General features: G+C 73.1%; 12 protein-coding genes and 1 tRNA gene. 1 reads left to right on the plus strand and 12 read right to left on the minus strand.

Features of this window, described 5'->3' with window-relative positions; all coding sequences use genetic code 11:
* Nucleotides 1–7: 7 nt before the first annotated feature.
* The 12 genes from IO29_RS32115 to IO29_RS40290 form a co-directional block, all read right to left on the minus strand.
* A tRNA-Leu gene (locus IO29_RS32115) sits at nucleotides 8–92 on the minus strand.
* A 133-nt stretch (nucleotides 93–225) separates the two neighbouring features.
* A complete protein-coding gene (locus IO29_RS32120; protein ID WP_030378377.1) occupies nucleotides 226–1,224 on the minus strand; it encodes a sugar phosphate isomerase/epimerase family protein in 999 nt (332 codons plus the stop codon).
* Nucleotides 1,225–1,241: 17 nt separating this feature from the next.
* Complete coding sequence (locus IO29_RS32125) at nucleotides 1,242–2,660, minus strand: Gfo/Idh/MocA family protein (RefSeq protein WP_420705337.1); 1,419 nt, start codon at nucleotides 2,658–2,660, stop codon at nucleotides 1,242–1,244.
* Between the two features lie 58 nt (nucleotides 2,661–2,718).
* On the minus strand, nucleotides 2,719–3,771 hold the full coding sequence (locus IO29_RS32130; protein WP_030378375.1) for a substrate-binding domain-containing protein: 1,053 nt from the start codon (nucleotides 3,769–3,771) through the stop codon (nucleotides 2,719–2,721).
* Between the two features lie 17 nt (nucleotides 3,772–3,788).
* A complete protein-coding gene (locus tag IO29_RS32135) occupies nucleotides 3,789–4,808 on the minus strand; it encodes an ABC transporter permease (RefSeq protein WP_030378374.1) in 1,020 nt (339 codons plus the stop codon).
* Nucleotides 4,805–6,385: a sugar ABC transporter ATP-binding protein gene (locus IO29_RS32140; protein ID WP_051707249.1), complete on the minus strand. Its 1,581-nt coding sequence runs from the start codon at nucleotides 6,383–6,385 to the stop codon at nucleotides 4,805–4,807. Before IO29_RS32140 ends, IO29_RS32135 begins: the two co-directional genes overlap by 4 nt.
* 188 nt (nucleotides 6,386–6,573) lie before the next feature.
* Nucleotides 6,574–7,755: an ROK family transcriptional regulator gene (locus tag IO29_RS32145; protein ID WP_030378372.1), complete on the minus strand. Its 1,182-nt coding sequence runs from the start codon at nucleotides 7,753–7,755 to the stop codon at nucleotides 6,574–6,576.
* Between the two features lie 185 nt (nucleotides 7,756–7,940).
* Complete coding sequence (locus IO29_RS32150) at nucleotides 7,941–8,558, minus strand: GntR family transcriptional regulator (RefSeq protein WP_030378371.1); 618 nt, start codon at nucleotides 8,556–8,558, stop codon at nucleotides 7,941–7,943.
* 77 nt (nucleotides 8,559–8,635) lie between these two features.
* Nucleotides 8,636–9,610 (minus strand): beta-ketoacyl-ACP synthase III, encoded by a 975-nt coding sequence (locus IO29_RS32155; RefSeq protein WP_030378370.1) that lies wholly within the window; start codon nucleotides 9,608–9,610, stop codon nucleotides 8,636–8,638.
* 156 nt (nucleotides 9,611–9,766) lie between these two features.
* A complete protein-coding gene (locus tag IO29_RS40135) occupies nucleotides 9,767–9,898 on the minus strand; it encodes an MFS transporter small subunit (RefSeq protein ID WP_267881966.1) in 132 nt (43 codons plus the stop codon).
* The gene (locus tag IO29_RS32160; protein WP_030378369.1) at nucleotides 9,870–11,228 is read right to left on the minus strand and encodes an OFA family MFS transporter; all 1,359 of its coding nucleotides are present in this window, start codon (nucleotides 11,226–11,228) and stop codon (nucleotides 9,870–9,872) included. Before IO29_RS32160 ends, IO29_RS40135 begins: the two co-directional genes overlap by 29 nt.
* Nucleotides 11,229–11,231: 3 nt before the next feature.
* Nucleotides 11,232–12,644, minus strand: a complete 1,413-nt coding sequence (locus IO29_RS40290) for an oxidoreductase (protein WP_324608215.1) — start codon at nucleotides 12,642–12,644, stop codon at nucleotides 11,232–11,234.
* A 173-nt stretch (nucleotides 12,645–12,817) separates the two neighbouring features.
* Between IO29_RS40290 and IO29_RS32170 the strand changes: the two genes are divergently transcribed.
* Nucleotides 12,818–13,699 carry a helix-turn-helix transcriptional regulator gene (locus tag IO29_RS32170; protein WP_030378367.1) on the plus strand — a complete coding sequence of 294 codons (882 nt, stop codon included), beginning with the start codon at nucleotides 12,818–12,820 and terminating at the stop codon, nucleotides 13,697–13,699.
* Nucleotides 13,700–13,727 lie beyond the last annotated feature (28 nt).

Raw genomic sequence — 13,727 nt, forward strand, 5'->3', positions numbered from 1 at the left:
GAATAAGTGTCCGAGGGGGGACTTGAACCCCCACGCCCGATAAAGGGCACTAGCACCTCAAGCTAGCGCGTCTGCCATTCCGCCACCCGGACGAGGTGTCCGTCGCCCGGCCGGGGTGGGGCCCCGCGGCGACACGGACAACAATACCAAGCTTTGGCGGTGCCTTTCACCTGCGTATCCGTCGGGTGGAGGGGGCGGACCGGGGGCGGGGGCCGGGTGGGGCGGTCAGTGGGCGAACGCGGCGTCGAAGGCGGCGGAGGGTGGCTCGAAGTCGTACGTCCGCAGTCTGGCGAGGGCCTCCGGTGCGCCCTGGACGCGGTCCATGCCGGCGTCCTCCCACTCGACGGAGACGGGGCCCCGGTAGTCGATGGAGCGCAGCATGCGGAAGACGTCCTCCCAGGGCACGTCCCCGTGGCCGGCCGAGACGAAGTCCCAGCCGCGCCGGGGATCGCCCCACGGCAGGTGGGAGCCGAGGCGGCCGTTGCGGCCGTCGAGGCGGGTGCGGGCCTCCTTGCAGTCGACGTGGTAGATCCGGTCGCGGAAGTCGTACAGGAAGCCGACGGGGTCCAGGTCCTGCCAGACGAAGTGCGAGGGGTCGAAGTTCAGGCCGAAGGCGGGGCGGTGGTCCACCGCCTCCAGGGCCCGCCGGGTGGTCCAGTAGTCGTAGGCGATCTCGCCGGGGTGGACCTCGTGGGCGAACCGCACGCCCTCCGCGTCGTAGACGTCGAGGATCGGGTTCCAGCGGTCCGCGAAGTCCTCGTAACCGCGTTCGATCATGGATGCGGGCGCGGGCGGGAACATGGCGACCAGGTGCCAGATGGACGAGCCGGTGAAGCCGACGACGGTGTCGACGCCGAAGCGGGCGGCGGCCCGCGCGGTGTCCGCGATCTCGTCGGCCGCGCGCCGTCTGACCCCCTCCGGCTCGCCGTCGCCCCAGATGCGGGCGGGCAGGATGGCCCGGTGGCGTTCGTCGATGAGCGCGTCGCAGACGGCCTGGCCGACGAGGTGGTTGGAGATGGCCCGGCACTTCAGGCCGTACTTGTCGAGGAGCTGGTGACGGGATTCCACGTAGGAGGGGTCGGTCAGGGCCTTGTCGACCTCGAAGTGGTCGCCCCAGCAGGCGAGTTCGAGGCCGTCGTAGCCGAAGTCGCGGGCGTGGCGGCAGACCTCCTCCAGGGGCAGGTCGGCCCACTGGCCGGTGAAGAGCGTGAAGTCGCGCGGCATGTCGCTGCTCAGCCTCCTCAAGGGGCGGTCGGGTCGGGTACGGAGGTGGGTATCCGGGTGTAGACGGCGTTCTTCGCGGCGCTCTCCTCGACGGCGGCGAGCACGCGCTGCACCCGCAGTCCGTCGGCGAAGGAGGGCTCGGGGCGGCGGCCCTCGGCGATCGCGTGGACGAGGTCGCGGACCTGGTGGACGAAGGTGTGCTCGTAACCGAGCCCGTGGCCCGGCGGCCACCAGGCGTCCAGGTAGGGATGATCGGGTTCGGTGACGAGGATGCGGCGGAAGCCCGCGTGCTCCCCCGGCTCCGTGCCGTCGTGGTACGAGAGTTCGTTGAGCCGCTCCAGGTCGAAGGCCAACGAGCCGCGCTCACCGTTGAGTTCGAGGCGCAGGGAGTTCTTGCGGCCGGTGGCGTAGCGGGTGGCCTCGAAGGAGGCGAGGGCGCCGGAGGCGAAACGGCCGGTGAAGACGGCGGCGTCGTCCACGGTGACCTCGCCCGTGGCCACGCCGGTGACTTCGCCCATGGCCACGCCGGTGACCGCGTCCGTCGCCTCGCCGGTGGCACCGTCCGCAGACCCCGACGGCCCCGACGGCCCCGCCGAGAGCCCCCGCCCCGCGCCGGTGGCCGTCGTGGCCGCCGGCAGCGGCCGGTGCCGTACGAACGTCTCGGTGAGCGCCGAGACGCCCGCGAGCCGCTCCCCGGTCAGGTACTGCGCCAGGTCGACGACGTGGGCGCCGAGGTCGCCGAGCGCGCCGGACCCGGCGCGTTCCCGGCGCAGCCGCCAGGTCAGCGGGGCGCCGGGGTCCACCAGCCAGTCCTGGAGGTACGTCACCCGTACGTGTCGCAGTCGGCCGAGGCGCCCCTCGGCGACCATGCGGCGGGCCAGCGCGGTGGCCGGGAGGCGCCGGTAGTTGAAGCCGGTCATCGCCAACTGGCCCCGGCTGTACGCCTCTTCGGCGGCCCGGGTCATCGCCTCCGCCTCCGCGACCGTGTTGGCCAGCGGCTTCTCGCACAGGACGTGCTTGCCGGCGGCGAGCGCGGCCAGCGCGATGTCGGCGTGGCTGTCGCCGGGGGTGCAGATGTCGACGAGGTCGATGTCGTCGCGTGCCACCAGGGCCCGCCAGTCGGTCTCGGTGCTCGCCCAGCCGTGCCGGCCGGCGGCCAGGCGTACGGCGTCGGCGTTCCGCCCGCAGAGCGCGACCGGGACCGGGTTCAGCGGCAGGTCGAAGACCCGCCCGGCGGTACGCCAGGCCTGGGAGTGGGCGGCGCCCATGAAGGCGTGGCCCACCATGCCGACCCGCAGCGGCGGCGCGGCCGCCGAGGGACGCGCGACCACCGCGGTGGCACGCCCCCCGGCGACCTCCCCCACCTCCCCCGTTCCCCCCGGCTCCCAAGGCTCTCCCAGCTTCCCCGGCTTCCCCGGCTCTCCCGGCTCCCTCATACGGCTGTCCTCCTCGTCGTCGTGGCGCGGCGCGCCCGGTGCGGCGCTGCCGGCCGCCTCACTTGAAGCCCGTGGACATGTACCGGTCGACGTTCTCCTTGTCGACGACGGCCGAGTAGCAGGTCAGCGACGCGGGGATCTCGAACTCGGCGAGCCCGGAGACGCCCTTGCCCTGGCCGAGCGCACGGGCCAGGTCGATCGCGGAGGCTGCCATCGTCGGCGGGTAGAGCACGGTCGCCTTCAGCACGCCCCGGTCCGCCTTGATGGCCTGGAACGCGGAGAGCGCGCCGGCGCCGCCGACCATCAGGAAGTCGTCCCGCCCGGCCTGCTCGACGGCGCGCAGCGCGCCCACGCCCTGGTCGTCGTCGTGGTTCCAGAGCGCGTCGAAGTCCTGCTGGGCCTGGAGGAGCTGGGCCATCTTGGCCTGCCCGGACTCGACGGTGAACTCGGCGGCCTGGCGGGCCACCTTCTTGATGTTCGGGTAGTTCTTCAAGGCGTCGTCGAACCCTTGCGTGCGCTGTTTGGTGAGTTCCAGGTTGTCCAGTCCGGCCAGCTCGACGACCTTGGCGTCCGCCTTGTCCTTGAGCCGTTCGCCGATGTAGTGGCCGGCGTTGAGGCCCATGCCGTAGTTGTCGCCGCCGATCCAGCAGCGGTATGCCTGCGGCGAGTCGAAGACGCGGTCGAGGTTGACGACGGGGATGCCGGCGCGCATCGCCTCGAGCCCGGCCCGGGTGAGGGCCTTGCCGTCGGCGGGGAGGACGACCAGGACGTCGACCTTCTTGTTGATGAGCGTCTCGATCTGGCCGATCTGCTGGGCGGTGTCGTTGGAGCCCTCGGTGACCTCCAGGGTGACGTCCGGGTACTTCTCGGCGCGCTTCCTGGCGTTGTCGTTGATGGCGTTGAGCCAGCCGTGGTCGGCCTGCGGTCCCGCATAGCCGATGGTGACGCGTCTGCCGGGCTTGTCGTCGGCGGCGGGGCCGTCGTTCGCGGCCGCCCTGCCGTCGCCGTCGTCGTCCGGGTCGTTGCTGGTGCAGCCGGTGAGGAGGGCACCGGCGGACACGGCGGCGGCTCCGAACAGCAGTCCTCTGCGGGAGGAGGTGAGCTGGTGCATGACTGTGAACCCTTTCCTCAGGTCGTGCTCGCGGTACGGCGCTGGACCAGCACGGCGGCGACGATGATCGCGCCCTTGGCGATCTGCTGGACGTCGCTCTGCAAGTTGTTCAGGGCGAAGAGATCGGTGATCGTGGTGAAGATCAGCACGCCGAGGACGGAGCCGCTGATGGTCCCCCGGCCGCCGCTGAGCAGAGTGCCGCCGATGATCACGGCGGCGATGGCGTCGAGTTCGTAGAGGTTGCCGTTGGTGTTCTGGCCCGAGCCGGCCAGGACGATCAGCAGGAAGGCGGCGATGCCGCAGCACAGCCCGGAGAGCAGATAGAGGTAGAGCCGCTGGCGGCGGACGTCGATGCCGGCCAGCCGGGCGGCCTCCGGGTTGCCGCCGACGGCGACCGTGCGGCGGCCGAAGGTGGTCCGGTTGAACACCAGCCAGCCGACGACCGTGACCGCCGCGAACACCAGCACCAGCGGCGGCACGCCGAGCACATACGCGTCCCGCTCGCCGAGGTCGAGGACGCCCGGCACGGTGACGACCTGGGTGCGGCCGTCGGTGATCTGGAGGGCGAGGCCGCGCGCGGAGGCCAGCATGGCGAGCGTGGCGATGAACGGGACCAGGCCGCCGTACGCGATGAGCACCCCGTTGACCAGCCCGCAGCCGAGGCCGACCAGGACCGCGGTGAGGAGGATGCCGCCGAAGCCGTAGCTCTGGGTGGCGACCGTGGTGGCCCACACCGAGGACAGGGCGACGATCGCGCCGACGGACAGGTCGATGCCGCCGGAGGCGATCACGAACGTCATGCCGACGCTGAGGACGCCGATCACGGAGGCCTGGGTGAGGACGAGTTGGAGGTTGCGGGTGTCGAGGAACTCGTCCGGCCTGGTGAGGCCGCCGATGAGGACCAGGACGGCGAGGACGCCGAGCAGGGTGAGGGTGCGGACGTCCGCGTGGACCGGCAGGCCCCGCCGGGCGGGCCGCCCGGCCGGCGGGGCGGCCTTTCCGGTGCCGTCCCGGGGCGGGGACACGTGCTGTGTCATGAGGCCGGGCTCCCTTCCCAGGAGGAGTCGCTGGACAGGTTCTCGCGCGCGTCCCGGTGCGCGTTCATGACGAGATCGAGTACGCGGTGCTCGTCGAGCGCGCGGGCGGGTGCCTCGTGGACGACGCGGCCCTCGCGGAGCACCAGGACACGGTCGGCGAGGCCGAGCACCTCGGGGATCTCGCTGGAGACCAGCAGGACGGCGAGACCCGCGTCGGCCAGCCGCCGGATCACCGCGTAGAGCTCGGCGCGGGCGCCGACGTCGACACCGCGCGTGGGTTCGTCGAGCAGCAGGACCCGGCAGCCGCGCAGCAGCCAGCGGGCGAGGACCGCCTTCTGCTGATTGCCGCCGGACAGGGTGCGCACGGGCACGGCGGGGTCGTCGGGGCGCAGCGACAGCTCCCGGGTGGCGGTCCGGGCGGCCTCGCGTTCGGCGCGCCGGTCGAGCCAGCCGCCGCGCGCGAAGCGGGGCAGTGCGGAGACGGAGACGTTGCGGGTGACGGACTCCAGCATCAGCAGGGCCTGCGCCTTGCGCTCCTCGGGGGCGAGGCCGAGCCCGGCGCGGACGGCGGCGCGCACGCTGCCGGGCCTGAGCGGGCGGCCGTCGACGAGGACGTGGCCGGTGCTCGGGCGGCGGGCGCCGTAGACCGTCTCCAGGATCTCGGAGCGGCCGGAGCCGACGAGTCCGGCGAGGCCGACGATCTCGCCGGGGCGGACGTCGAGGTCGAGCGGGGCGAACTCGCCGTGCCGGGAGAGGCCGCGGACGCTCAGTACGGGGGTGGCGGCGACCCCCGATCCCTCATCTGATCGGTCCGGCCGGTCCGGGAAGACGTACTCGATGTTCCGGCCGGTCATCAGCGCCACCAGCTCGCGGGTGGGCGTCGACCGGGCGGGCAGTCCGCCGGCGACGGCGCGGCCGTCCTTGAGGACGGTGACCCGGTCGCCGATGCGGCGGATCTCCTCCAGGCGGTGCGAGATGTACACGACGGCGACGTCGGCGGCGGTGAGGTCGGTGACGATGCGGAACAGGTTGTCGACCTCGTCGGGGTCGAGGGCGGCGGAGGGTTCGTCCATCACGATGAGGCGTGCGTCGTGGGAGAGCGCCCGCGCCATGGACACGATCTGCCGCTGCGCCGCCGGGAGTTCGCCTACCGGGCGACCGGGGCGGATCTCCGGGTGCCCGAGCCGTTCGAGCAGCGCCGCCGTCGCCGACCTCGCCGCCCTTCCCCGTACGACGAAGCCCGCGCGGGTCGGCTCATGGCCCAGGTGGACGTTCTCGGCGACCGACAGATGATCCACGAGGTCGAGTTCCTGGTAGATCGTGGCGATGCCGAGGCGCATGGCGGCCATGGGCGAGCGGAGGGTGACGGGCTCGCCGCGCCAGCGGAGGGTGCCGGCGTCGGGCTGGTGGGCGCCGGCCAGCACCTTGATGAGGGTGGACTTGCCGGCGCCGTTCTGGCCGAGCAGGCAGTGCACCTCGCCGGCCCGGACGTCGAGGTCGACGCCGTCCAGGGCGCGGACGCCGGGGAAGGTCTTGGTGACGGAGGACATGCTGAGCAGGGGTGGTTCCGGTGCCATGTGAGGTCCCCTCGGCGGGCGTACGGACGGCCGGAGTCAGGACAGGGCTGCTCGGTCCGGTGGGACGGAGCCGGTGCGGTGGGCTGGGGCGGAGCCGGTGCGGTGCGGTGCGGTGGGTGGGCCGGTGCGGCGTGGTGTGTGGGGCCGGTGCGGCGTGTGGGGGCCGGTTCGCGCGGGGGCGCGGCCGGTTACGCCGGTGAGAACAGGTGGTCGCTGATGAGCCGGGCCGCGCCGATGACGCCGGCGGTGGGGCCCAGCTCGCCCAGCACGATGGGGAGGTTGCCGGTCGCCAGCGGCAGCGACTGGCGGTAGACCTGGGTGCGGATCGCGGCGAGCAGGGTGTGACCGAGGCCGGTGACCCCGCCGCCGATCACCACCAGGCCCGGGTTGAAGAAGCTGACCAGGCCCGCGATGACCTGGCCGGTACGGGTGCCGCCCTCCCTGATGAGGTCGAGCGAGGTGGCGTCGCCCGCGGCGGCCGCGGCGGCGACGTCGACGGCGCTCAGGCCCCCGTTCGCCTCCAGTCGGCTCGCGAGCTCGGCCGACAGGCCCTGCCGGGCGGCCTCCGCCGCGTCGCGGGCGAGCGCGGCACCGCTGAAGTGGGCCTCCAGGCAGCCCCGGTTGCCGCAGGCGCACTGCCGTCCGTCGGGCACGGCCTGGATGTGCCCGATGTCGCCCGCACTGCCCGTCGTCCCGCGGTGGACGTGGCCGCCGACGACGATGCCGCAGCCGATGCCGGTGCCGATCTTGACGCAGAGGAAGTCGGCGACGGTGCGGGCGACGCCCGCGTGCTGCTCCCCCAGCGCCATGAGGTTCACGTCGTTGTCGACGAGGACCGGGCAGCCGAGCTCCTGGCTGAGCGCCTCCCGTACGGGGAAGCCGTCCCAGCCGGGCATGATCGGCGGCGCCACCGGGACGCCCTCGGGGAAGCGGACCGGTCCGGGTACGCCGATGCCGGCGCCGTCGAACCCCTCCGCCCACCCGGCGGCCCTGAGCTTGGCCGCCAGGGACAAGACCTGCTCGAAGACCGCGACCGGGCCTTCGCGCACGTCCATGGGCTCGTTGAGGTGGCCGAGGATCTCCAGCTCGGCGTTGGTGACGGCGACGTCGACGGAGGTCGCGCCGATGTCGACGCCGAGGAAGCGGAGTCGCGGATTGAGGCGGACGTTGTGGGAGCGGCGGCCGCCGCGCGAGGCGGCGAGTCCGTCGGCGACGACAAGGCCCGTCTCCAGCAGCCGGTCCACCTCCACGGCCAGCTTGGACCGTGACAGATCGACCTGGTCGCCGAGGCGGGCCCGGGAGTTGGGGCCGCCGTCGCGCAACAGCCGGAGCAGATGGGCCTGGTGTGCGTTGCCCGGACGTGCCGTCATGCGCCTCACGAGCCCCTCCCCGCCCCAATTCGGCCTGTGCGCGGCGGTGTTCGGCCGCGTTGGTGGCTTGCTCGGTAAGGGAACGTAGCAGCGCCTGCCGAACCTGGGAAGAAGCTGTGCGCGGATTGCTCGTTCTTTCTCCTCGCACAGGACAAAGTCCGGCACGAACGGGGCCGCGGCAGGGTTCAGTGACGTATGTCCTCGGTGTGGGCGCGCATCAGCGCGGACGCGCGGGAGGCGTCGCCGTCCGCGATCGCGGCCGTGATCGCCCGGTGTTCGGCCCAGGCCCGCGGGCCGCGCTGCCGGGCGGCGGGGTCGTGGTACCAGCGCACCCGGCGGTCGATCCGGGCGGCCAGTTCGGCGAGGACCGCGTTGCCGGAGAGCTCGATGACCTTGGCATGGAAGCGGGCACCGAGGGCGACCGCGCCGTCCACGTCGCCGGCCGACAGGGCCCGTTCGCCCTCCGCGCACAGCACCTCCAGCGCGCCGGCGCCGTCCGCGCCGGCGGCCGTGGCGGCGAGCCGGGCGGCCTCGCCCTCCAGCAGCGTGCGTACGGTGCCGAGTTGCCCGGCCTCGGCCTCCGTCGGCTCGTGCACGAAGGCACCCTGGGCGGGTCTGAGGTCCACCCAGCCCTCGGTGCTCAGCCGTTGCAGCGCCTCGCGCACCGGCTGCCGCGAGACGCCGAGGTGCCGGGCGAGTTCGCTCTCGACGAGGTGCCGGCCGGGCGGCAGGGCGCGGCTGGTGATGAGGTCGAGCAGCGCCTCGTGGACCCGGTCGCGCAGCGGCCCGGGCCGCGCCGGCATCGCGCCCCGCGGCAGTTCCGTCGACAACGTCGGCTCCCTTCCGGAACCAGTGGTGGCCGGCCCACCCCTTGTGACGCTCAGGGGCAGCGGATCACCTGTCCCGCGTACGACAGATTGCCGCCGAAACCGAAGAGGAGCACCGGGTCGCCGGTGGTCAGTTCGCCGCGCTCGACGAGCTTGGAGAGGGCGAGCGGGATGCTGGCGGCGGAGGTGTTGCCGGACTCGGTGACGTCCCGGGCGACGACGGCGTTGACGGCGCCGATCTTCTCGGCGAGCGGTTCGATGATGCGCAGGTTGGCCTGGTGCAGCACGACTCCGGCGAGGTCCGCGGGCGCGATGCCGGAGCGTTCGCACACCTGGCGGGCGATGGCCGGGAGACGGGTGGTCGCCCAGCGGTAGACGCTCTGGCCCTCCTGGGCGAAGCGCGGCGGGGTGCCCTCGATGCGTACGGCGTGCCCCATCTCGGGTACGGAACCCCACAGCACGGGCCCGATGCCGGGCCGCGCGTCCGCTCCGTCGGCCCCGGCGGGCCTTTCGACGTCGGCCTCGACGACGGCCGCGCCGGCCCCGTCGCCGACCAGGACGCAGGTCGTACGGTCCGTCCAGTCCGTGACCTCGGACATCTTGTCGGCGCCGATGACCAGCGCACGGGTGGCGGCGCCCGCGCGGACGGCGTGGTCGGCGGTGGCCAGCGCGTGCGGGAACCCGGCGCAGACGACGTTGACGTCCATCGCGGCCGGCGAGGGGATGCCGAGGCGGGCGGCGACGCGGGCGGCGGTGTTCGGGGACCGGTCGATCGCCGTGGAGGTGGCGACGACGACGAGGTCGACGGTCTCGGGGCCGTGCCCGGCCGCGGCGAGGGCCTTGGCGGCGGCGTGCGCGGCGAGTTCGTCGACCGGCTCGTCGGGCCCGGCGATGTGCCGGGTGCGGATGCCCACCCGGCTGCGGATCCACTCGTCACTGGTGTCGACCATGCCCGCCAGGTCCTCGTTGGTGAGGATCCCGGCGGGCTGGTAATGGCCGACGGCGGTGAGGCGTGAGCCGTGCGTCATGGTGGTCCCCCTGGTGCGTGGGTGGCGGATCCACCAGTCTGATCAGTGACTCACGGGTACGGCGGCAGGTGAAACGACAGGAAAGCGGGAGGCGGATTGTCGGCTTCCGTCAGTGCCCGGCACCCGGGCCGCAAAGCGTTCGTTCACCCGGTGGAGTCACCCGGTGAACAGTTGCGTCGCCTTGCGCACCAGTTCGTACAGACCGTAGGCGAGCGGGGCGCCCACCCACAGCCAGGAGAGGGCGATCAGCGGGCGGCGGTCAGGCGGCGGACTGCTCTCGCCGGTCATCGGCGGCCTCCTTGCCGGATACGGGGACGTGGTGACGGGGGTGGACGGGGCGGACGAGTTCGTTGGCGACGAAGCCGACGACGAGCAGCCCGATCATGATGAGGAAGGACAGGGTGTAGAGGTCGGCGCCGTGCTTGCCCGCGTCCTCCTGGTGGTCGGCGATCCAGTTGACGATCAGCGGGCCGAGGACGCCGGCCAGGGACCAGGCGGTGAGCAGCCGGCCGTGGATGGCGCCGACCTGGTAGGTGCCGAAGAGGTCCTTCAGATAGGCGGGGGCGGTCGAGAAGCCGCCGCCGTAGAAGGAGAGGACGACCAGCGCGCACAGCACGAACAGCGGCTTGGAGTCGTCGCCGAACAGGGCGATCAGTGCGTACATCACGGCGCCGACGCCGAGGTAGACGCGGTAGATGTTCTTCCGGCCGATCAGGTCGGAGGTGGTGGACCAGCCGATGCGGCCCGCCATGTTGGCCGCGGACAGCAGGGCGACGAAGCCGGCCGCCGCGGAGACGGAGACGGGGGTCGACGAGCCCGCGAAGAAGTCCGTGATCATCGGCGCGGCCTTCTCCAGGATGCCGATGCCGGCGGTCACGTTGGTGACCAGCACCACCCACAGCAGCCAGAACTGCGGGGTGCGGACGGCGCTGCGGGCGGAGACGCGCACGGGGGCTGCGGCCGGGGCCTCGGCTCCGGCCGTCTCCTCCCCGGCCGCCGGGGTGACGGGGGTGCGCTCGCGCGGCACCCGGACGAGAAGGACACCGAGGGTCATGAAGACGGCGTACGCCAGTCCGTGCACGAGGAACGCGAGGGCGATGCCCCCGCTGTCGGTGCCGAAGGACTCCAGCATCTGCGCCGACCAGGGCGAGGCGATCAGCGCGCCGCCGCCGAAGCCCATGATGGCGATGCCGGTGGCCATGCCGGGGCGGTCCGGGAACCACTTGATGAGGGTGGAGACCGGGGAGATGTATCCGATGCCGAGGCCGATGCCGCCGACGAAGCCGTAGCCGAGGACGATCAGCCAGTACTGCTCGGTGGCGGCGCCGAGGGCGGACAGCAGGAAGCCGGAGGAGAAGCAGACCAGGGCGACGGTCATGGCCCAGCGGGGCCCGTTGCGCTCGACGAGCGTGCCGCCGAAGGCGGCGGACAGGCCGAGCATCACGATGCCGAGCTGGAAGGGGAGGGCGCTCTGGGTGCCGGAGAGGTCCAGGGCGGATTCGAGCGGCGGCTTGAACACGCTCCAGGCGTAGGCCTGGCCGATGGAGAGGTGAACGGCGAGGGCGGCCGGGGGAACGAGCCAGCGGCTCCAGCCGGGGGGTGCGACAGGGGGGCTCATGGATCAAGAACGGTAGGGACGCGGAGGGTAGTTGAGAAGGCAACGGTCTGCGCGTATGCGGTGAACGGTACGGTGCGCGCGACGAACGGTTCCTGTGGGGCGGTGAGCGGTCGCAGCGGTGCGGCTCGACCGCATTCTCCGGCCGACAGGAGCCCGGGGGCTCCGCCCCTGGACCCCGGGTTCCCGCTCGGTGGGTTCGGTTCGTTGGCGGGTGCGGCCGCGTCGTGGCTGGTCGCGCAGTTCCCCGCGCCCCTGAAAAACCTGGGGCGCCCCCTGGCTTCGAAGGGGCCCAGGGCTGTGTCCATCCGCGGCTCCACCGCACGAGGCACGAGCAGCCACGCCCTGAAGAGGCCCGGAGCTGTGTCCACCCGCGGCTCCACCGCACGGGGCGCGAGTGGCCGCGCTCTGAAGGGGCGCGGGGCTGTGTCCATCCGCGGCTCCGCCGCGCGGAGCGCGAGCAGCCGCGCCCTGAAGGGGCGCGGGGAACTGCGCGACCAGCCCCCACCCGCCCGCGCCCCCCGAAACCCCCGTCAGCCGCTCGGCCGTCTCCCACAGGCGCCGGGCGATCTCGGGGTCGGTCGCGTCCCGGTTGAGGCGGGCCTCGACCACCGGCCCCCGTGTCTCGAAGAAAGAGCCCGGCCCGAAGAACTGACCGCCCCGTACCTCGGGGTCCGTCGCCGCCCGCAACTGCGGCAACGCACCCTGCTCGACCGGCTGTGTGACCAGCAGACCACCCCGCGCGATCATCCGCCCCACCCTCCCCCGGTGCTCCCACGCCCGCGGCGTCAGATTCGTACGAGTGAGCCCCGGATGGGCGAGCACGCTCGCCACTGAGGACCCCACCCCCCGCAACCGCCGGTCGAGCTCCATCCCGAACACCGTCGCCGCGAGCTTCGACCGCCCGTACGCACGGGCCGCGTCGTAGTCCCGCTCCGACATCAGGTCGTCGAAGTCGAGGTGCGCGTTCTTGTGCGTGATGGAGCTGAGGCTCACCACCCGCGCGGCCGGCGCCGCCGAGAGACTGCCGAGCAGCAACCCGGTCAACGCGAAGTGCCCCAGCAGATTCGTACCGAAGTGCAGCTCGAAGCCGTCGGCAGACGTACGGCGCGGCCCCAGCAGCACCAGCCCCGCATTGTTGACCAGCAGGTCGATCACCGGATGGTCGGCCGCCAGCTTCGTGGCGAACGCCCGCACCGACGCGAGCGAGGCGAGATCCAGCTCCCGCACCTCGACGTCCCCGCCCATCCGGCGCGCGGCCTCCTCCCCGGCAGCGGTGTTCCGGACGGCGAGCACCACCCGGGCACCCCGCCGCGCCAGCTCGGTCGCGGTGACCAGCCCGAGGCCCGAGTTGGCCCCGCTCACGACGGCGACCCTGCCGTGCTGGTCGGGGATGCGGTCGGCGGTCCATCCGGTCATCTGCTGCTCCTGGTGGCATCGGTGCGTCGGCGTGTCGATGTGTCGGGTCGGCGGCGCGCCACGGCGCGCCGGCCCGGCCACGTTAGGAGCGGTGCGGGCCGGCTCGATGGTCCGCGTTTCCCTAGGTCCCCGGGACCTACCTTGCGCATTCAGGAGGGCGGCACACTTGCCGTATGAGCAGCCCGCACCCGTACGCCCGCGAACTCGGCGACTTCCTGCGCGCCCGTCGCGGCCGGATCGCCCCGCGCGACGTCGGTCTCGAGCCGGGCGGCCGGCGCAAGGTGACCGGGCTGCGGCGCGAGGAACTGGCGCTGCTGGCCGGGCTGAGCACCGACTACTACCAGCGGATGGAACAGGGCCGGGAGGTACGCCCGTCCGACGGCGTCCTGGACGCGCTGGCCGGCGCGCTCGGCCTCGACGACGCCGAACGCCGGCATCTGTTCACCCTGGCCCGCGCCGCCCGCCGGCCCGCGCCCGCCCCGCCGGACCGCGCCCCGGAACGCGTGCCGCAGCGCACCCGCCGGCTGCTGCGCGTCATGGACACCCCGGCCGTCGTCCTCGGCAGGCACCTGGACCTGCTCGACTGGAACGAGATGGCCGAGGCCCTGCTCGGCGACCCGTCCGGGCTCCCGCCCGACCGGCTCAACATGCTCCTGCTGCTGTTCGACGACGAACTGAACCACGGACGGCGCTGCCAGGACTGGGAGCGCCAGGCGCTGGACTACATCGGCATGCTCCGCACCGCCGTCGCCGCCGACCCCACGCATCCGCGCGCCACCGCGATCGTCGGCGAACTGAGCATCCGCAGCGCCGAGTTCCGGCGGCTGTGGGCCCGGCACGACGTGCGCGCGTCGGTCAGCGGCACGAAGACGTTCCGGGCGCCCGAGGTGGGGGACCTGGTCCTGGACTGGGACACGTATCCGCTGCCCGGCAGCCCCGGGCCGGTGATGCTGGTCTTCACCGCCGAGCCGGGCCCCGCCGCGGACCGGCTGCGGCTGCTGGCGTCCCTGCGCGCGACCCGCTCGGCCGGTGCGGGACGGGGGCGGGGTGATTGATCCGGCGCCCCGTGGCAACCTCTGTTCC

Source organism: Streptomyces sp. NRRL F-6676 (assembly GCF_000725625.1).
In the GTDB taxonomy this organism is placed as follows: Bacteria; Actinomycetota; Actinomycetes; order Streptomycetales; family Streptomycetaceae; genus Streptomyces.

Bases quoted from the DNA above. Each gene is read 5' to 3' on its own strand.
- IO29_RS32150 (WP_030378371.1), bottom strand. From the start codon at position 8,558: ATGCCGGCGCGGCCCGGGCCGCTGCGCGACCGGGTCCACGAGGCGCTG.
- IO29_RS32155 (WP_030378370.1), bottom strand. From the start codon at position 9,610: ATGACGCACGGCTCACGCCTCACCGCCGTCGGCCATTACCAGCCCGCC.
- IO29_RS32170 (WP_030378367.1), top strand. From the start codon at position 12,818: ATGAGCAGCCCGCACCCGTACGCCCGCGAACTCGGCGACTTCCTGCGC.
- IO29_RS40135 (WP_267881966.1), bottom strand. From the start codon at position 9,898: ATGACCGGCGAGAGCAGTCCGCCGCCTGACCGCCGCCCGCTGATCGCC.
- IO29_RS32145 (WP_030378372.1), bottom strand. From the start codon at position 7,755: ATGACGGCACGTCCGGGCAACGCACACCAGGCCCATCTGCTCCGGCTG.
- IO29_RS32130 (WP_030378375.1), bottom strand. From the start codon at position 3,771: ATGCACCAGCTCACCTCCTCCCGCAGAGGACTGCTGTTCGGAGCCGCC.
- IO29_RS40290 (WP_324608215.1), bottom strand. From the start codon at position 12,644: ATGACCGGATGGACCGCCGACCGCATCCCCGACCAGCACGGCAGGGTC.
- IO29_RS32140 (WP_051707249.1), bottom strand. From the start codon at position 6,385: ATGGCACCGGAACCACCCCTGCTCAGCATGTCCTCCGTCACCAAGACC.
- IO29_RS32120 (WP_030378377.1), bottom strand. From the start codon at position 1,224: ATGCCGCGCGACTTCACGCTCTTCACCGGCCAGTGGGCCGACCTGCCC.
- IO29_RS32125 (WP_420705337.1), bottom strand. From the start codon at position 2,660: ATGAGGGAGCCGGGAGAGCCGGGGAAGCCGGGGAAGCTGGGAGAGCCT.
- IO29_RS32135 (WP_030378374.1), bottom strand. From the start codon at position 4,808: ATGACACAGCACGTGTCCCCGCCCCGGGACGGCACCGGAAAGGCCGCC.
- IO29_RS32160 (WP_030378369.1), bottom strand. From the start codon at position 11,228: ATGAGCCCCCCTGTCGCACCCCCCGGCTGGAGCCGCTGGCTCGTTCCC.